The sequence below is a fragment of the Bradyrhizobium sp. SZCCHNR1053 genome (genome assembly GCF_032381235.1).
Classification (GTDB): domain Bacteria; phylum Pseudomonadota; class Alphaproteobacteria; order Rhizobiales; family Xanthobacteraceae; genus Bradyrhizobium.
On record NZ_JAUHJM010000001.1, the window covers coordinates 640,539 to 655,337 of the forward strand.

General features: G+C 64.2%; 16 protein-coding genes. 4 read left to right on the forward strand and 12 right to left on the reverse strand.

Annotation, left to right across the window (positions count from 1 at the left end; genetic code table 11):
- Window positions 1-94 precede the first annotated feature (94 nt).
- The 7 genes from QX051_RS03025 to eno form a co-directional block, all read right to left on the reverse strand.
- Window positions 95-412, reverse strand: coding sequence for a septum formation initiator family protein (locus QX051_RS03025; protein WP_315738186.1), 318 nt, complete (start codon window positions 410-412; stop codon window positions 95-97).
- 64 nt (window positions 413-476) lie between these two features.
- Window positions 477-1,268 carry an aldolase gene (locus QX051_RS03030; protein ID WP_315774996.1) on the reverse strand — a complete coding sequence of 264 codons (792 nt, stop codon included), beginning with the start codon at window positions 1,266-1,268 and terminating at the stop codon, window positions 477-479.
- Between the two features lie 145 nt (window positions 1,269-1,413).
- Window positions 1,414-1,971: an NADPH-dependent FMN reductase gene (locus tag QX051_RS03035; protein ID WP_315774997.1), complete on the reverse strand. Its 558-nt coding sequence runs from the start codon at window positions 1,969-1,971 to the stop codon at window positions 1,414-1,416.
- A 149-nt stretch (window positions 1,972-2,120) separates the two neighbouring features.
- Window positions 2,121-3,290 (reverse strand): serine hydrolase, encoded by a 1,170-nt coding sequence (locus tag QX051_RS03040; RefSeq protein WP_315774998.1) that lies wholly within the window; start codon window positions 3,288-3,290, stop codon window positions 2,121-2,123.
- A 243-nt stretch (window positions 3,291-3,533) separates the two neighbouring features.
- Window positions 3,534-4,529, reverse strand: coding sequence for an MBL fold metallo-hydrolase (locus tag QX051_RS03045; protein WP_315774999.1), 996 nt, complete (start codon window positions 4,527-4,529; stop codon window positions 3,534-3,536).
- A gap of 118 nt (window positions 4,530-4,647) precedes the next feature.
- The gene (locus QX051_RS03050) at window positions 4,648-5,790 is read right to left on the reverse strand and encodes a zinc-binding dehydrogenase (RefSeq protein ID WP_315775001.1); all 1,143 of its coding nucleotides are present in this window, start codon (window positions 5,788-5,790) and stop codon (window positions 4,648-4,650) included.
- Window positions 5,791-5,829: 39 nt separating this feature from the next.
- Window positions 5,830-7,113 (reverse strand): phosphopyruvate hydratase, encoded by a 1,284-nt coding sequence (gene eno, locus QX051_RS03055; protein WP_315738192.1) that lies wholly within the window; start codon window positions 7,111-7,113, stop codon window positions 5,830-5,832.
- Window positions 7,114-7,278: 165 nt separating this feature from the next.
- On the opposite strand from eno, the gene queF reads away from it, so the two are divergent.
- On the forward strand, window positions 7,279-7,755 hold the full coding sequence (gene queF, locus QX051_RS03060; RefSeq protein ID WP_315775002.1) for a preQ(1) synthase: 477 nt from the start codon (window positions 7,279-7,281) through the stop codon (window positions 7,753-7,755).
- A gap of 28 nt (window positions 7,756-7,783) precedes the next feature.
- Window positions 7,784-8,089 (forward strand): hypothetical protein, encoded by a 306-nt coding sequence (locus QX051_RS03065; RefSeq protein WP_315775003.1) that lies wholly within the window; start codon window positions 7,784-7,786, stop codon window positions 8,087-8,089.
- A gap of 22 nt (window positions 8,090-8,111) precedes the next feature.
- On the opposite strand, the gene QX051_RS03070 is transcribed toward QX051_RS03065, so the two are convergent.
- A complete protein-coding gene (locus QX051_RS03070; protein WP_315775004.1) occupies window positions 8,112-8,687 on the reverse strand; it encodes a hypothetical protein in 576 nt (191 codons plus the stop codon).
- Window positions 8,688-9,223: 536 nt separating this feature from the next.
- Here QX051_RS03070 and QX051_RS03075 point away from each other — a divergent pair.
- Together QX051_RS03075 and QX051_RS03080 are read left to right on the forward strand one after the other, a co-directional pair.
- Complete coding sequence (locus QX051_RS03075) at window positions 9,224-9,625, forward strand: helix-turn-helix domain-containing protein (protein ID WP_315705390.1); 402 nt, start codon at window positions 9,224-9,226, stop codon at window positions 9,623-9,625.
- On the forward strand, window positions 9,622-10,479 hold the full coding sequence (locus tag QX051_RS03080; RefSeq protein ID WP_315775005.1) for an IS3 family transposase: 858 nt from the start codon (window positions 9,622-9,624) through the stop codon (window positions 10,477-10,479). Before QX051_RS03075 ends, QX051_RS03080 begins: the two co-directional genes overlap by 4 nt.
- 575 nt (window positions 10,480-11,054) lie before the next feature.
- Here QX051_RS03080 and QX051_RS03085 read toward each other — a convergent pair.
- The 4 genes from QX051_RS03085 to QX051_RS03100 form a co-directional block, all read right to left on the reverse strand.
- On the reverse strand, window positions 11,055-11,336 hold the full coding sequence (locus QX051_RS03085; protein ID WP_315738196.1) for a YrhB domain-containing protein: 282 nt from the start codon (window positions 11,334-11,336) through the stop codon (window positions 11,055-11,057).
- A 908-nt stretch (window positions 11,337-12,244) separates the two neighbouring features.
- Window positions 12,245-13,456, reverse strand: a complete 1,212-nt coding sequence (locus QX051_RS03090; RefSeq protein ID WP_315775006.1) for an MFS transporter — start codon at window positions 13,454-13,456, stop codon at window positions 12,245-12,247.
- Entirely contained in the window at window positions 13,456-14,319 is an 864-nt protein-coding gene (gene kdsA / locus QX051_RS03095) for a 3-deoxy-8-phosphooctulonate synthase (RefSeq protein WP_315775007.1), read from the reverse strand. Before kdsA ends, QX051_RS03090 begins: the two co-directional genes overlap by 1 nt.
- Window positions 14,320-14,448: 129 nt before the next feature.
- Window positions 14,449-14,775, reverse strand: coding sequence for an NIPSNAP family protein (locus tag QX051_RS03100; protein WP_315775008.1), 327 nt, complete (start codon window positions 14,773-14,775; stop codon window positions 14,449-14,451).
- Window positions 14,776-14,799 lie beyond the last annotated feature (24 nt).

Genomic DNA, 14,799 nt, shown 5'->3' on the forward strand with positions numbered 1-14,799 from the left:
GAGCGCGAAATAAACGAATGCTGATGAGCGCGTTTTTGAAATTCCTGACGCCACGGCCTGCTAAAGTTTAGGCAGGGCGGCGAAGGGACACGCGTCACTGCGGCCGATTGATCCGGATCAGATCACGCGGGTTGGCATAGCCGAGCTGAAAACGGGCGCGTTCATCGAGCATGTCGGGATCGACCCGGTCGGAGCGCAGCAGCAATACGCGCTTCTCACCCTCCGCCCGCTCCTGCTTCAACCGGGCGAGCTCGGAGGTGAGCGCAATGATCTCCTGGTCGAGCTCCTGACGCGCGGTCAGGCCGTACCGGCCGGTATAGGCGTTGATGCCGAAATAGCCGATGATGGCGGCCGCCATCGTGTAGAGGGCTAGCCCGGTCAGGAAGGATTTGAGGCGCGCGCGGGAGACCATGGCCCGAGAATGCGGCGCCCCGGTTAAGGAAACGCTAACCCTGAGCCCCCGCCCCGCTGCCCGCTCAAGTCCGATAGGCGGGCTCCTCGGCGTCGAGCGTCCGCTTGATCGCTTCGAGATGCAGCCGCGCCGATTCCGCATCTCCCTCCCGCATCTGGCGATAGGCGGCCTCGGCGATGTCGGGCGCCACTGGCACCACCTTGCGCCCGGTCGACAGCGCCAGGCACTGAACCTGGCAGGCGCGCTCGAGATAATAGAGATCGTCCCAGGCTTCGGCGATGGTCGGCGCCAGGACCATGACGCCGTGATGCTTCATGAAGACGATGTCGGCATCACCGACAGCCCCGGCGATGCGGTCCCCCTCGCGCGCGTCGAGCGCCAGCCCGTTGTAGTTCGCGTCGACGGCGGTTCGTCCATAGAATTTCAGCGCCGTCTGCCCGGCGAAGATCAGCGGATCGCCTTCGGTCATCGAGAGCGCGGTGGCATACGGCATATGCGTATGGAACGCGACCTTGGCGCGCGGCAGCGCCTTGTGGATGCGGGCGTGGATATAGAACGCGGTCGCCTCCGGGCGGCCGTCGCCGGCAATGACGTTGCCGTCGAAATCGCAAACCAACAGCTTCGAGGCCGTCAGCTCACGAAAGGCATAGCCGTAGGGATTGACGATGAAGAGGTCGTCATAGCCGGGCACCAGCGCCGAGAAGTGGTTGCAGATGCCCTCCTCGAGCCCGTGCCGCGCCGCCATCCGGAAACAGGCCGCAAGGTCGATCCGCGCCTGCCAGACGGCCTCCGAGTCGAGATCCGGCTGGTTCGGGCCGGGCTTCGCCGACGACGCGGGTGTGAACGAATGGGCCATCGTGCTTCCTTGGCAATGCGCATCCTTGCGCAGGTCCGGCGTTGCCTTGAAACGGATCGGGCAAGGCGCGTCAACGCCCTGCCCGCATCATACCCGTCATGCAGTTGCCGACCGCCGCAGGTGGACGCGGCGGCGGCGAACGCGATCAGCCGTTCTGCTTGGCCACGAAGGCGGCGAACGCATCCAGATATTGCTGCAGCACCGTCTTGAGCGAATCCTTGACCAGCTCACCCTGGACGTCGAAGGCGTCGCCGACCCCATTCAGGTAGATCTCCGGCTGCCCCATGACCGGACCCGAGATGCCCGGCATGATGTTCTGCAGGTGCTTGGCCGCCGCGACGCCGCCGAGCGGACCCGGCGAGTTGGCGATGAGGCCGACCGGCTTGCCCAGGAACGAACTCTGCCCATAGGGACGCGAGGCGATGTCGATCGCATTCTTCAGCACGCCGGGAATCGAGCGGTTGTATTCAGGCGTCAAGATGAGCACGCCGTTCGATGCCTTGAGCTTCTCCCGCAGCGCGAGCCAGTCGGCCGGCGGATTGGCTTCGAGATCCTGGTTGAAGAACGACAGTCCTTCGAGCGTGACCACCTCGATCTTCAGGCTGGCCGGAGCCAGCTTGGCCATGGCTTTGGCGATCTTGAGCGTGAAGCTCTCCTTGCGGAGGCTGCCGACGAGGGCGACGATCGAATAAGGTGCGGGCATGGGGGGATCCTTTGCAGAGCAACGTGTGAGCGGCACTTAAAGCGCGCCGGCATGAACATGCAAGTGCATGAAAACAGCACACGGTGAAACACAACGTTTCGCGGCAAGAAACGCTCGCGTCGTCCACCGCCCCGCCCTGTTCCGCGACGTCACTCCCTGCCTTTGATGCAGCGGGCGAATTCGGCCACCGCCTGATGCGTGAGCCAGATCGATTGCCCCTCGACCGGCTGCGCCCATGTCGACAGCTTTGCGATCACGATTCCGTTGGCGGCGTCGACGAACAGGTTCTGGCCGTGAATGCCCATCGCGAACATCAGCTGCGGCTGGTCGTTGATGACGTACCAGCCGCTGCGATAGTGCATGTTCTTGCTGATGGCGGCAAAGCTGTCGCGCCACTGCCCGTCGCGCCACGCCTGGGCGTCGCCACTGTGCCTGATGTCGTCGAGCCAGCCCTCGGGGATGATCGTGTGCGAGCCGCGCCGGCCGCCTGACAGCACGAGCTGGCCGAGCCGCGCAACGTCGCGCAGCGTGGCGCAGAACCCGCCGGTGCAGCGCGGCGCGCCCTTGCGGTCGAGAGTGATGAAGGCCTCGCCGCTCGCCCCCATCGGCTTCCACAACAGTGTGCTGACGAGGCTCGCGAAGCTGCGGCCGGTGGCCCGCTCGATCGCCCAGCCGAGCAGATCGGTGTTGGACGAGACATAGCTGAACGGGCCGCCATGCGGCTTCGCCTGCGCGCGCATCGTCGCGAAGAACTCGTGCAGGTTCGGCGACGTGCCGGGCGCAACCGGCTCCCAGCCGGCGGCATCGGCATAGGCCTGCAGGCCGCTGCCGTCGAACACGATGCCGGCGCGCATGTCGACGAGCTGGCGGATCGTGGCGCCTTGATAGGCGGTGGCCGCCACCTCCGGCACGTAGCGCGTGACCTCGGCGTCGACGTCGAGCTCGCCGCGGCCGGCCAAGATGCCAGCCATCAGCCCGGTGATCGACTTGGTCGCCGACATCAGGATGTGCGGCGTGTCGCGGTCGGTGCCACCGTCATAGTGCTCGAACACGATGCGGCCGTCGTGGAGGATCAGGAGCCCGTCCGTCGCCGTCGCTTTCAGGAAGCCGTCGAGATCGAGCGTGCCGCCCTTCGGCAGGCGCAGGCTGAACTGATCGAAGGAGATCGGACTTGCCGGCAGCGGCCACGCGCTGCCGGGCGCGCTCTCGATGTCGGCGACCGGGAGGATCGACCGGATGTTGTGGAAGGCCCAGCGGCTGAACGGCGCGGAGCGCCAGTTGGAAAGATCGGCGCTGGAAGCTGAGAGATCGGTCGACATGCAAGGCCCTGCGGACATCCCGGGAGGTTCGACATAGGCGCTCGCGCGAGCCGCGGAAAGCCCGACATTTCGCATATGCAAAAACGAGCAGGCCGCCCGAAGGCGGCCCCCTCTCTCCTCCGTCATTGCGAGCGAAGCAATCCAGGGCTCGGTTGTGACTCTGGATTGCTTCGTCGCGGAGCCTGTCCTCGGGCTCGCCGGAAGCGAGACCCGGGGGCTCCTCGCAATGACGCTAACCGATAATCAGATCACCGGATTCCATGGCGCCGGAATCAGCCGGTATTTGGCGCCGTCCTTCTCGACATAGCCCACCGAGGGGAACGAGAAGTGGAAGCCGATCACTCGGGCCTTCTCGGCGGCGGCCATGTCGTAGAACTTGTGCCGCGTCTCCTGCGCCATCGCGGCATCGGTGTCGAACATCACGTGCCAGTCCGGGTTGCGCAGGAACAGCTCGGGGACGTTGGTGACGTCGGCCTGGATCAGGACCCTGGCATTGCCGGACGCGACCGCGAACGAGGTGTGGCCCGGCGTGTGACCGGGCGTGCCGAGCGCGGTGATGCCGGGCGCGACCTCCTTGTCCCACTCGTACTGGGTGACCTTGCTCTCGAGCCCGCCGAACACCTTCTTGAAGTTGGCGAAATTGCCCTTCATCAAGTCGGTCTGCGCCTTGGCGGCATTCTCGTCGCTGGCCCAGAACGCCCACTCCTTGGCCGGCACCTTCAGCTCGGCGTTCGGAAACGCCAGCGAGCCGTCGGCGAGCTTGAGGCCGTTGATGTGGTCGCCGTGCATGTGGGAGAGCACGACGACGTCGATGGACTTCGGATCGACGCCGGCGGCAGCGAGGTTCTGCAGCGTGCGGCCAACCGCGCCCTTGCTGGCCTCGAAGGCGCCAGCGCCGTTGCCGGTGTCGATCAGGACCAGCTTTGAGCCGGTGTTGATCAGCTGCGGATTGAAGGGGATCGTGATCATGCCCTTCGGCATGTAGGCGCTTTCGGCCGCGGCGAGCGCGTCGTCCTTCGCCGTGTTGACGACGAACTTGTCGGGCATCGGAAAGGTGCGCGCGCCGTCATTGACGGAGGTGCATTCGTAGTCGCCGACCTTGTAGCGGTAGAAGCCGGGCGCCTGGGCGCCGGCGGGCGCAACCGCCGCGTGTGCCTGCCCGGCCAGCGGCGGCAGAGCGGTCGCAGCTCCGGCGAGGGCCGCACCGGCCAGAAATCGACGGCGATCCAATCGGGTCATGACAAATCTCTCCTCAGTGCTCCATGCGGCTGACACCGCCCCCAGACAAACGGGCGGATTTTCTCCGCATGCAGGCCAAACGCAAGCCCGTCAGCAACGTCCGAGGAGCGACGTTAGGTCACTTATCTTTGCTGGGGTCGATGAGGAATTTTTCGCCGGTGGCCCGTTTGGCGTACACGGCGAGGTTGGCCGGATCGAGCGCCTCGGACAAGGAAACGACCTTGGTGTAGTGGCTCGCAAAGGTCGTCTTCAGCTCATCGACGACGCGCTGGCGCAGCCGCTCGGTATCCGCCTTGCCGATCTTCATCAGGAAGGGAAACAGCAGCCAGCCGCCGACGCTCCAGGTCATGCCGAAGCCGCGCGTGATCTCGGTCGGGCGCGTGTCGAGGCTACCGTAGATGTAGACCTGCTTGTGCACGTTCGAGCCGTAGCGGCTGTAGGGATGCTTGCCGGACTTGTTGATCGCAGCTTCCATCGCGTTGAGGATCTGGCCGGCGAGCTTGCCGCCGCCGATCGCATCGAACGCGATGGTCGCGCCGGTCTCGACCAGCGCCGCGATCAGGTCGTCCATGAAAGTCGGCGCCGTCGAATCCACGATGTATTTCGCGCCGATGCCGCGCAACAGCTCGGCCTGATCAGCGCTGCGCACGATGTTGACGAGCGGGATGCCGTCCTTGAGGCAGATCTTGTTGAGCATCTGCCCGAGATTGGAGGCGGCCGCGGTGTGCACCAGCGCGGTATGGCCCTCGCGCCGCATCGTCTCGGTCATGCCGAGCGAGGTCAGCGGATTGACGAAGCAGGAGGCGCCCTCGGCCGGCGTGGTGCCGGCCGGCAGCGGCAGGCATTCGGAGACCTTCAGGCAGCGATACTGGCTGTACATCGCGCCGCCGATGGCAGCGACGGTGCGGCCCATCAGCGCCTTGGCGGCGTCCGACGGGCCGGTCTTGACCACGACGCCGGCGCCCTCATTGCCGATCGGCAGCGACTCGTCGAGCCGGCCGGCCATCGCCCGCATCCCCGCCTCCGGCACCTTGGCGGTGATCACGGGGCGGTCCGTGGTGCCGGACGCCTGCAGGGTCGACAGATCGGCCGCGCCGACGAGGAGGCCCAGATCGGACGGATTGATCGGCGCCGCCTCGATGCGCACCACCACCTCGTCCGGCCCCGGCTCGGGGGTCGGCACGTCGACCAGCGAGAGCTCGAGCTCGCCGCTGCGCCTGATCAACGTCCGCAGTTGCAGGCCCTGTGTCTCGACACCCATGCGTGCCTCCCTTTTTTCTTTGGTTAGCCTGGTCCAGACTCAGGCCAGCGCCTTCAGCGCCGCCCTGCCCGCATACTTGGCCTGCGCATCCAGCTCCTGCTCGATGCGCAGCAGCTGGTTGTATTTGGCGGTGCGGTCGGCGCGGGCCAGCGAGCCGGTCTTGATCTGCCCGCAATTGGTGGCGACCGCGAGATCGGCGATCGTCGAATCCTCGGTCTCGCCCGAGCGGTGCGACATCACGGCGGTGTAGCCGGCCTTGTAGGCCATCTCGACCGCGGCCAACGTCTCCGTCAGCGTGCCGATCTGGTTGACCTTGATCAGGATCGAATTGGCGCGCCCGTTGCGGATGCCGTCGGCAAGACGGTTGACGTTGGTGACGAACAGGTCGTCGCCGACGAGCTGGCACTTGTGGCCGATCAGGTCGGTCAGCTCCTTCCAGCCGTCCATGTCGTCCTCGGACATGCCGTCCTCGATCGAGGCGATCGGGTAGCGGGCGACCAGATCCGCAAGATACTTGGCCTGCTCGGAACGCGAGCGCGACTTGTTCTCGCCCTCGTAGACGTACTTGCCGTCCTTGAAGAACTCGGTGGCGGCGCAGTCGAGCGCCAGCATGACGTCCTCGCCGGCGGTGTAGCCGGCCTTGCCGATCGCGCTCATGACGAAGTCGAGGGCTGCGTCCGCCGACGGCAGGTTCGGCGCGAAGCCGCCCTCGTCGCCGACATTGGTGTTGTGGCCCGCCTTCTTCAGCTCGGCCTTGAGCGTGTGGAAGATCTCCGAGCCGCAGCGCAGCGCCTCCGCGAAGCTCGGCGCGCCCACCGGCATGATCATGAATTCCTGGAAGTCGATCGGGTTGTCGGCGTGGACGCCGCCATTGACGATGTTCATCATCGGCACCGGCAGGGTGCGGGCCGAGGTGCCGCCGACATAGCGGTACAGCGGCATGTCGTAGGAGATCGCCGCGGCCTTGGCGCAGGCGAGCGAGACGCCGAGAATGGCGTTGGCGCCGATCCGGCTCTTGTTCTCGGTGCCGTCGAGCTCGATCAGGATCTGGTCGATCTGGACCTGGTCCTGCACCGACATGTCGCTGAGCGCCTCATAGACCTCGTCGTTGATGGCTTCGACGGCCTTCAGCACGCCCTTGCCGAGATAGCGGTGCTTGTCGCCGTCGCGCAGCTCGACCGCCTCGTGGGCGCCGGTGGAGGCGCCGGACGGCACGGCAGCGCGGCCGACCGAGCCATCCTCCAGCACGACGTCGACCTCGACCGTGGGATTGCCGCGGCTGTCCAGGATTTCGCGGCCGATGATGTCGACGATGGCGGTCATGAGGTCCTCTTACGGGCTTCTGGTGGGCGTTGCTGCGCCGCTTCTACCGCAGGGACGGGTGGCCGAAAAGGCCAAGTCGCGCAGAAGTCGCGGCCAAATCACGAAGCGGGTGACGCGAGGCGAGCGATTGGCTAAAGGGGCGCCAACTGCGACAGGCGACACGAGATGGCTAAAAAATCCACCAAATCCGACACATCAACGGGACTTCAACTCGGCCGCGAGGTCGCTCAACCGGACAGCCCGGATGCGGCGACGCTGGACCGCGTGCCCAATCCGCAGAAGGATACGGATTATCTGGCCCGCTTCACCGTGCCGGAGTTCACCTCGCTATGCCCGGTAACGGGCCAGCCCGATTTCGCGCATCTCGTGATCGACTATGCGCCCGGCTCGTGGCTGGTCGAATCCAAATCGCTCAAGCTCTATCTGGCGAGCTTCCGCAACCATGGCGCATTCCACGAGGATTGCACGGTCGCGATCGGCAAGCGCCTCGCTTCAGAGATCAAGCCCAAATGGCTGCGCATCGGCGGCTACTGGTACCCCCGCGGCGGCATCCCGATCGACGTGTTCTGGCAAACGGGCAAGCTGCCGAAGGGCCTGTGGGTGCCGGACCAGGGCGTGGCGCCGTATCGCGGGCGGGGGTGATGACGATCGAGAAGCGGAAGGCGCGGTCGTGAACGGCGCAGTCGAATATGCCCGCCTGTCGGTGTTCTGTCCCAAGTGCACCACAACCGTCACGTGGCCGTCTTCGCTGTCAGCAACGGACAAGGCGAGAATTGCAGCCGAAATCCGCCGCAGCCAGATTGAGGGCCACAAACTGCTCGTCGCCCAGTTTGGCTTCTCGATGAGGGAAGCCAAAGCTCTGACGCTGCATGTCACGCTGACGGAAGGCACGTGCCACCGCTGCCGTCGTCCGCTTTCCCAAAAGGACGATGTGAGCGTCTGCGAGACGTGCCGCTCGGCCAACTTCGACTGGTAGTCGCCGATCGCGCGCTCCTGCCTCAATACGCGTAGTAGCCGTCGAACTTCGCCTTGTAGGCGGATGGACACAGGATCTGAAACGTACTCAGCATTGCGTCCGTCCTCGCCGCCGTGCTGTTGTCGACGATCTGCTCGTTGCGATGATCCTTCCAGTTGGTGCGGATCATCTTCTTTTTTTCGCCGCTCGACTGAGGCTCCCCGGTGCCGACCAGCGAGTAGTTGCCGAACTCGGTATAAACCGTGTTCTTGGAGCACATCGCCCGCCGCTTGGTCTGTTTGCCGGCGTTGAGATCCATGACCTGCTTGGCGCAACGCGCCACTTCCGCCGGCTTGATGTCGTCAGGCGGCGGCTCGCGCAGGCAGCTCTCGATCGCGTCGTCGAGCTCGATCCGGAACGTCACCGCGGCGGTGTCGCTATCCTGGTCGGAGATGGTCAGAATGGTCGCATCGCCCCTGTGGGCGCTGAGCAGGATCTTGGCAGGCGCCGTCGCAGCAACGCGTGGGCTCTCGGACTTGGCCGAGGGCTGCGCCAGCGCCTGATGGAATCCGCCCGCAACGATCGCGACATACAGCAACAAACGCCCCGCCCGCTTCACCGTCGTTCTCCCTTCACTCACCGCCAAGAATGTTAAATAGAACAAATCAGAAACACAAGTCAAAATACCTTCAGGTTGTATTGGCCGGCGCACGCATTTGCGGCGCAGCGCATGCAAAGTCCCGCATCAATGACCGTCCGTGGCGGCGAGTCGCCCGTCGGGCATGGTTGCTATCAGGCGAGGCCCTTCGCCATCGATTTCGACTGCTGAACCTCCTGCGCCTCAAAACTGAATTTTGTTGTCCGCTCAGGGCGATCACCCCTGTCCAGATCTTCCGCGAAAAACATTCTTCTTTCGCTTTATCGGAATTCGTGATTGATTGCTCCCGTCCCGTCTCGATCAGAGGGGCGCTTCGCGGTCGTCACGGACGTTGAGGCGGGATGCGGTGGGCGTGTCGGGGTCGCAGCGTGATCACTCATGCGGACGAGCGGTCCTGATGCGCCGGCGAAATCGTATGGGATTACGGTGACAGTGCTGGACTGCCCCCCTTAAGTGAGACACGATAATTTCTGTGACAGGCATTTCGAGGATGACCTGTGGCAGCAAGAGGGAAGAACCGTCAGTTTCCGACGGCTTACAAACTGAAGGCGATCAAGCGCGTCGAGCGAGGCGAAGGCGTTCTGCCTGTGGCTCGCGAGCTTGGGATATCTCGCAAGATCCTGCATGACTGGATCAAGGCCTGGAAGGCGCAAGGACCCGAGGGATTGAACCGCAAGCGAGGGCCGAAGCCCGGCCCCCGGAAGCTCAAAGCTACGGCAACCTATGACGACAAGCGGTCTGCGCTGACGCGCGCAAATGCTCGCATCGCCGAACTCGAACGGCTTGTCGGCCGTCAGCAGATGGATCTCGATTTTTTTCGGCAAGCCTTGCGCGCATTGGAGCGGCCGGCAGCGCAAGGCGGACCCGCACCCGCATCATCGAAGTCATCCAAGCCATGACATCGGAGGCAACGGAGTCCCACGCCGACGTGCAACGGCTCTGCGGTCTGGCCGGCCTGCCACGCGCGACCTATTACCGGCATCTCAACAAACGCAGTCGTGAGACTGCCGACTGCGAGCTGCGCGACCAGATCCAACGCATTTGCCTGAAGCATCCGTTCTACGGCTACCGGCGCGTGACGGCCACCATCCGACGTAAAGGCATGGTCGTTAATGCTAAGAAGGTGCTCAGGCTCATGCGCGAGGACAATCTTCTCGCACAGCGCAAGGCGCCATTCCTGAAGCCGCCTGCAGAGCGACCAAGGGACATTGTCGTGGTGCCCAATCTGGTGCGCGGCCTGGTGCCGTCCGCTCCCGATCAGATCTGGGTCGCAGACATCACCTACGTCCATCTCGCCACGACCTTCGCCTACCTCGCGGTCATCCTCGATGCCTTCTCGCGCAAGGCGGTTGGCTGGGCCTTCGAGAACACGCTCAATGCCTCGCTCGCGATTGCAGCATTGAACAAGGCCATCGAGGCCCGCAAGCCGCAACGCAGCAGCCTGATCCACCATTCCGACCGCGGCGTGCAATACGCGTCAATCGCCTATCGCCAAATATTAGCGGATCGCGACATCACGATCAGCATGAGCAGGCCGGGCAACCCCTTCGACAACGCCAAGGCTGAGAGCTTCATGAAGACGCTCAAGGCCGAGGAGGTCAACGGCAAGGCGTTCTCCGACATAAGAGACGCTCGCCGCCGGATCGATCGCTTCATCGCAGACGTCTACAACAAGCAACGCCTGCACTCGGCGCTCGGCTACCGATCGCCTCTTGAGTTCGAAGCCGCGTTCGCGCAAAACAAGGCACGATAGTCGTCGTGGCAACCCCACTGTCACAGAAATTATCGTGTCTCACTTAAGGGGTGCAGTCCAGTGCACTTAATTCACAATCCCAGGATTATGGTGACAGTGCACTTAATTCACAATCCGCCGCTCCGGGGCATTTAGTGCAATGTCACCGTATTTCGTAGCACCAGTAGAGCCACGTCGCAGGCGGAGTCGAGCTCGATGCGCCCGATCCGCTGGCCTCGGTTTGCATTCCCGGTGCAGGCGCGGCCCTTGATCTGGATACGAACGGGTCCGTTCGGACTTTGGCGAACGGCGTCATACCCAGCGGTACGCGCCAAGACCGAGGCATTCTGCGGCGGCGAACTCGGCGATCTCACCGGTGACGCCCAGGGGCTTACCTGTAGGGCATAGTACTCGGCCGCCAGGGGGCAGACGGCGGCCAGGATTGCACGAACGCATGCGGCAGCGTCTGCATTGCTGGGCGAGATATCGGCGGAAGAACAACCTTCGGTTGTCATTCCGCCATCCTGCAAGAAGATTTGGCAGGAGCAAAGACGTATTTCCGGCAGTTCTCTTCTAGAGCGACGATCAAACCCGTCTCAATTTTCTGCAAGCACCAGCTTCAGCCCTTCCTGCCACGACAGGTAGGTAGGCAAATTTCGGAGCTTGCCGTCCCGATCTATGAAGATGGGAGCGTTTCCGGCAAGCGAATACTGAAACTCGTCCGTCTCTTGATGCAACTTTGAGTCATAAAAGAAGACCCATCCTTGCTCCACATTTTTCGTGGCCTCTTCAAGAACCACCAACTCGCATCCAGCCACTTGCTCCAGTTCCGCGACGTGTCTGGCGGCCAACTCTCTCGCTTCGTCGAAAGAAACCATCCGTGAGTCCTCAAACACCATACAAACTGGCAGACTTATACCCGCTCGTTGTGGGCATTACGAACAAGTCAGACAGTGTTTCGGGAAAAGGTAGCCTGCGCCTGTGTGGCCTCACTGATACTCATCTATTTGGCTTGGTACTTTTCAGTTGAGCAGGCCTTCCTGGGTCTCAGCCCTGTACCGCACCACTGAATGAATCTTCTCCCGCCCGCGAGCCTATGGCCACTGAGTCGCCCGACGGGCACGCTCCCGTTCGACCTTCTCAGTCGACGCAACCATCAAACCGCTGCCCCGAAAGCCAGTTTGTGCCGCGCTTTCAAGCCGATCACCGCTCTCAGACATCCCGCTAAAAATATTCCACTTTCGCTTTATCGGAATTTGTGATTGACTATCACCATCCCGTCTCGATCAGAGGGGCGCTTCGCGGTCGTCACGGACGTTGAGGCGGGATGCGGTGGGCGTGTCGGGTTCGCAGCGTGATCACTCATGCGGACGAACGAGCCTGATGCGCCGGCGAAATCGTATGGTCCTGGCCTCCCGACGCTGAGGCTACGCTGGCGGTGATGATGATCCGCCGGTCACGGGGGCAAGACAGCCCGGTCCCCGGGGAGAGTACGTATAAGCCGCCCAACCATCGCGCGGGGAATGCCGGGATGTCTCGGCTGAACCTGTGGTTCCTGCCGCCAGCATTTTTTCTCGCTGGCGGGCCATGGGGGCGGCCAGCTCCCGGCATTCCCCGTGCCCTCTTCTCGGAAAAGGGCACTCTCAAAGGCAAAGCTCGGACGCCGATGCGCCGCGAGATCGGGGCGGTGCGTCCGTGTCAACGACAGCAACACGCCATGTCAGAGGCGCGCAGCATCAGCATCAACAGCGAGGAAAGGATGGCCGGCTCGCAAACGAGCGCGCCGTCACGTCGCCGCTGCATCCGCCGGCGGCCGCTGCCGCAGCAGCGCGGCGCAGGCGAAGCCGAGCACGACCATCATGATGGCGGCGATCAGCAGCGTCGGCTGCTTGCCGCCATGGACCAGGCCGAAGCCATAGGCGATCGGGCCGACCGTCTGGCCCATGAAGAAGAAGAACGAGTGCAGCGACATCGCGGTCGCGCGCGCCCCGATCGACAGCTCGCTGGCGAACACCTGCAGGCAGCCATGGATCATGTAGAAGCCCCAGCCCATCAGCAGCATGCAGCCGAACTGCAGCTTCCAGCCCGGGCCGAAGGCGAGCGCGGCGAGCTGCAGCCCGACCAGGGCAGCGCCCGTGATCATCATGCCCTTGACGCCGAGCCGCGGCAGGAAGTTCGACACCGTGAACGTGTAGAACAGCCCGCCGACCGCGAAGCCTGCGATGACGATGCCCGCGATCGACAGCGAGGTCTCGCCGAGATCGAACAGGAACGAGGCGATGAACGGAAACAGCCCGAACACGCAGCAGCCTTCGACGAACACCGCCGAGAAGCAGAAGCGCGAATTGGGGTTGGTGAAGATGGTGCGGTAGCCCTTCCTCAGCGCGGCGAGATCGGTGGTCGGCGCATGCGTGACCTTGGCACCGCGAAAGCCTGCCGCCACCGCGAAGGAGGCGATCAGCCCGAGCGCGCCGAGGATTGCGAGCACGCCGCGCCAGCCGATGAAATCGCCGATGATGCCCGATGCCGTGGCGCCGAGCAGGTTGCCGGCCATCGAGCCCGCGAGCGTGCGGCCGATCGCAACCTGCCGCTTGTCGGGCGCGACGAGATCGCTGGTCAGCCCAAGCGCCACCGGAAACACGCCGCCCGAGGCGATGCCCGCGAGGATACGCGTCGCGAACAACAGCGGAAACGAGGTGGCGAGCGCGCCGAGCAGGCTGGCGACACCGAGCAGCGCCAGGCACAGCGTCATCAGCCGCGCCTTGCCGAACAGATCGGCGGCGGCGCCGATCGCTGGCTGGATCAATGCGTAGATCAGCGCATAGCCCGCGGCGATGCTCGCCGCCGTGGTGATGCTGATCGCGAAATCCTCGGCGACATGCGGCAGCACCGGATCGAGCGCCCGCGTCGACAGCGCCGCCGAGAAGCCGGCCAGCGCGATGATGTTGACGGCGGGAGGAAAGCGCTGCTGCGAGGGTTTTGCCACGGTCTGGTGCATCAGCGCGCAGCGGGCGCCGCCTGCACCTTGGCGAGCGCATCGAACGCCATCAGCGTGCGCAGCAGGCCTTCGAACTCGGCGAGCGGCACCATGTTCGGACCGTCGGAGGGCGCATGATCGGGATCCGGATGCGTCTCGATGAAGACGCCGGCGACGCCGACGGCCACTGCCGCCCGCGCCAGCACCGGCACGAATTCGCGCTCGCCGCCAGAGGATGTGCCCTTCCCGCCCGGCTGCTGCACCGAATGAGTTGCATCGAAGATCACGGGTGCGCCGGTCGTGCGCGCCATGATCGGCAGCGAACGCATGTCCGAGACCAGCGTGTTGTAACCGAACGACGCGCCGCGCTCGGTGACCAGCACGTTGGGATTGCCGGCGCTCGTGATCTTGGCGACCACATTGGCCATGTCCCATGGCGCCAGGAATTGGCCCTTCTTGACGTTGACGACCTTGCCGGTCGCGGCGGCCGCGAGCAGCAGGTCAGTCTGCCGGCACAGGAAGGCCGGGATCTGCAGCACGTCGACCGCCTGCGCCACCTCGGCGCACTGACTCGCATCGTGGACGTCAGTCAGCACGGGCAGGCCGAGCGACGCGCGGATCTCGGCGAAGATCGGCAGCGACTGCGAAAGCCCGAGGCCGCGCGCAGCCGAGCCGCTGCTGCGGTTGGCCTTGTCGAACGAGGTCTTGTAGACGAGCCCGATGTTCAGCCGCGTCGCGATCTCCTTCAGCGCCGAGGCGACCTCGAGCGCATGAGCCCGGCTCTCGAGCTGGCACGGGCCGGCGATGACCGCGAGCGGCAGCTGATTGCCAAACTTGACGGAGCCGAGGCTGACGACCGGCGCGGCAGAGATCGAAGCGTTCACGACATCATCCTCTTGTGGGCGCGCGACCATGGCCCAGCGCTGGCTGCCGGATCAACCCGGCGCGTGCCCGCGAATAGCAGGGTTGCGGGGATGAGGCCATCCGCGCATCCCGGCTCCCGTGCAAGGGCCCTATTTCAACGCCGAGAACGCCGTCGGCACCAGGAACTGGCTGGTGATGTTGGCGACGATCTGGCCGTCCTCCTCGCTCTTGGCGCGCGCCGTGATCCAATCGGGATCGGTCATGAACTTGGTCCACTTGATCTCGCGCTCGGCGAGCGATTCCCAGGCCAGGAAATAGGTCAGGTCCTGGTTGGATTCGCCGATCAGGGTCGTGAAGAATCCGACCGGCCGGATGCCGTGCTTCTCCCACAGCTTCAGCGTCGTGGTCTCGAAGCGCTTCAGCAGCGCCGGCAGCCGGCCTGGAATGCAGCGATAGATGCGGCTCTCGTAGATCATTGGTCACTCCCTGATCTGTTGGAT

What these genes read in the sequence shown, in the direction of transcription:
- QX051_RS03025 (WP_315738186.1), bottom strand. Translation starts at nt 412, where the DNA reads ATGGTCTCCCGCGCGCGCCTCAAATCCTTCCTGACCGGGCTAGCCCTC.
- QX051_RS03030 (WP_315774996.1), bottom strand. Translation starts at nt 1,268, where the DNA reads ATGGCCCATTCGTTCACACCCGCGTCGTCGGCGAAGCCCGGCCCGAAC.
- QX051_RS03035 (WP_315774997.1), bottom strand. Translation starts at nt 1,971, where the DNA reads ATGCCCGCACCTTATTCGATCGTCGCCCTCGTCGGCAGCCTCCGCAAG.
- QX051_RS03040 (WP_315774998.1), bottom strand. Translation starts at nt 3,290, where the DNA reads ATGTCGACCGATCTCTCAGCTTCCAGCGCCGATCTTTCCAACTGGCGC.
- QX051_RS03045 (WP_315774999.1), bottom strand. Translation starts at nt 4,529, where the DNA reads ATGACCCGATTGGATCGCCGTCGATTTCTGGCCGGTGCGGCCCTCGCC.
- QX051_RS03050 (WP_315775001.1), bottom strand. Translation starts at nt 5,790, where the DNA reads ATGGGTGTCGAGACACAGGGCCTGCAACTGCGGACGTTGATCAGGCGC.
- eno (WP_315738192.1), bottom strand. Translation starts at nt 7,113, where the DNA reads ATGACCGCCATCGTCGACATCATCGGCCGCGAAATCCTGGACAGCCGC.
- queF (WP_315775002.1), top strand. Translation starts at nt 7,279, where the DNA reads ATGGCTAAAAAATCCACCAAATCCGACACATCAACGGGACTTCAACTC.
- QX051_RS03080 (WP_315775005.1), top strand. Translation starts at nt 9,622, where the DNA reads ATGACATCGGAGGCAACGGAGTCCCACGCCGACGTGCAACGGCTCTGC.
- QX051_RS03085 (WP_315738196.1), bottom strand. Translation starts at nt 11,336, where the DNA reads ATGGTTTCTTTCGACGAAGCGAGAGAGTTGGCCGCCAGACACGTCGCG.
- QX051_RS03090 (WP_315775006.1), bottom strand. Translation starts at nt 13,456, where the DNA reads ATGCACCAGACCGTGGCAAAACCCTCGCAGCAGCGCTTTCCTCCCGCC.
- QX051_RS03100 (WP_315775008.1), bottom strand. Translation starts at nt 14,775, where the DNA reads ATGATCTACGAGAGCCGCATCTATCGCTGCATTCCAGGCCGGCTGCCG.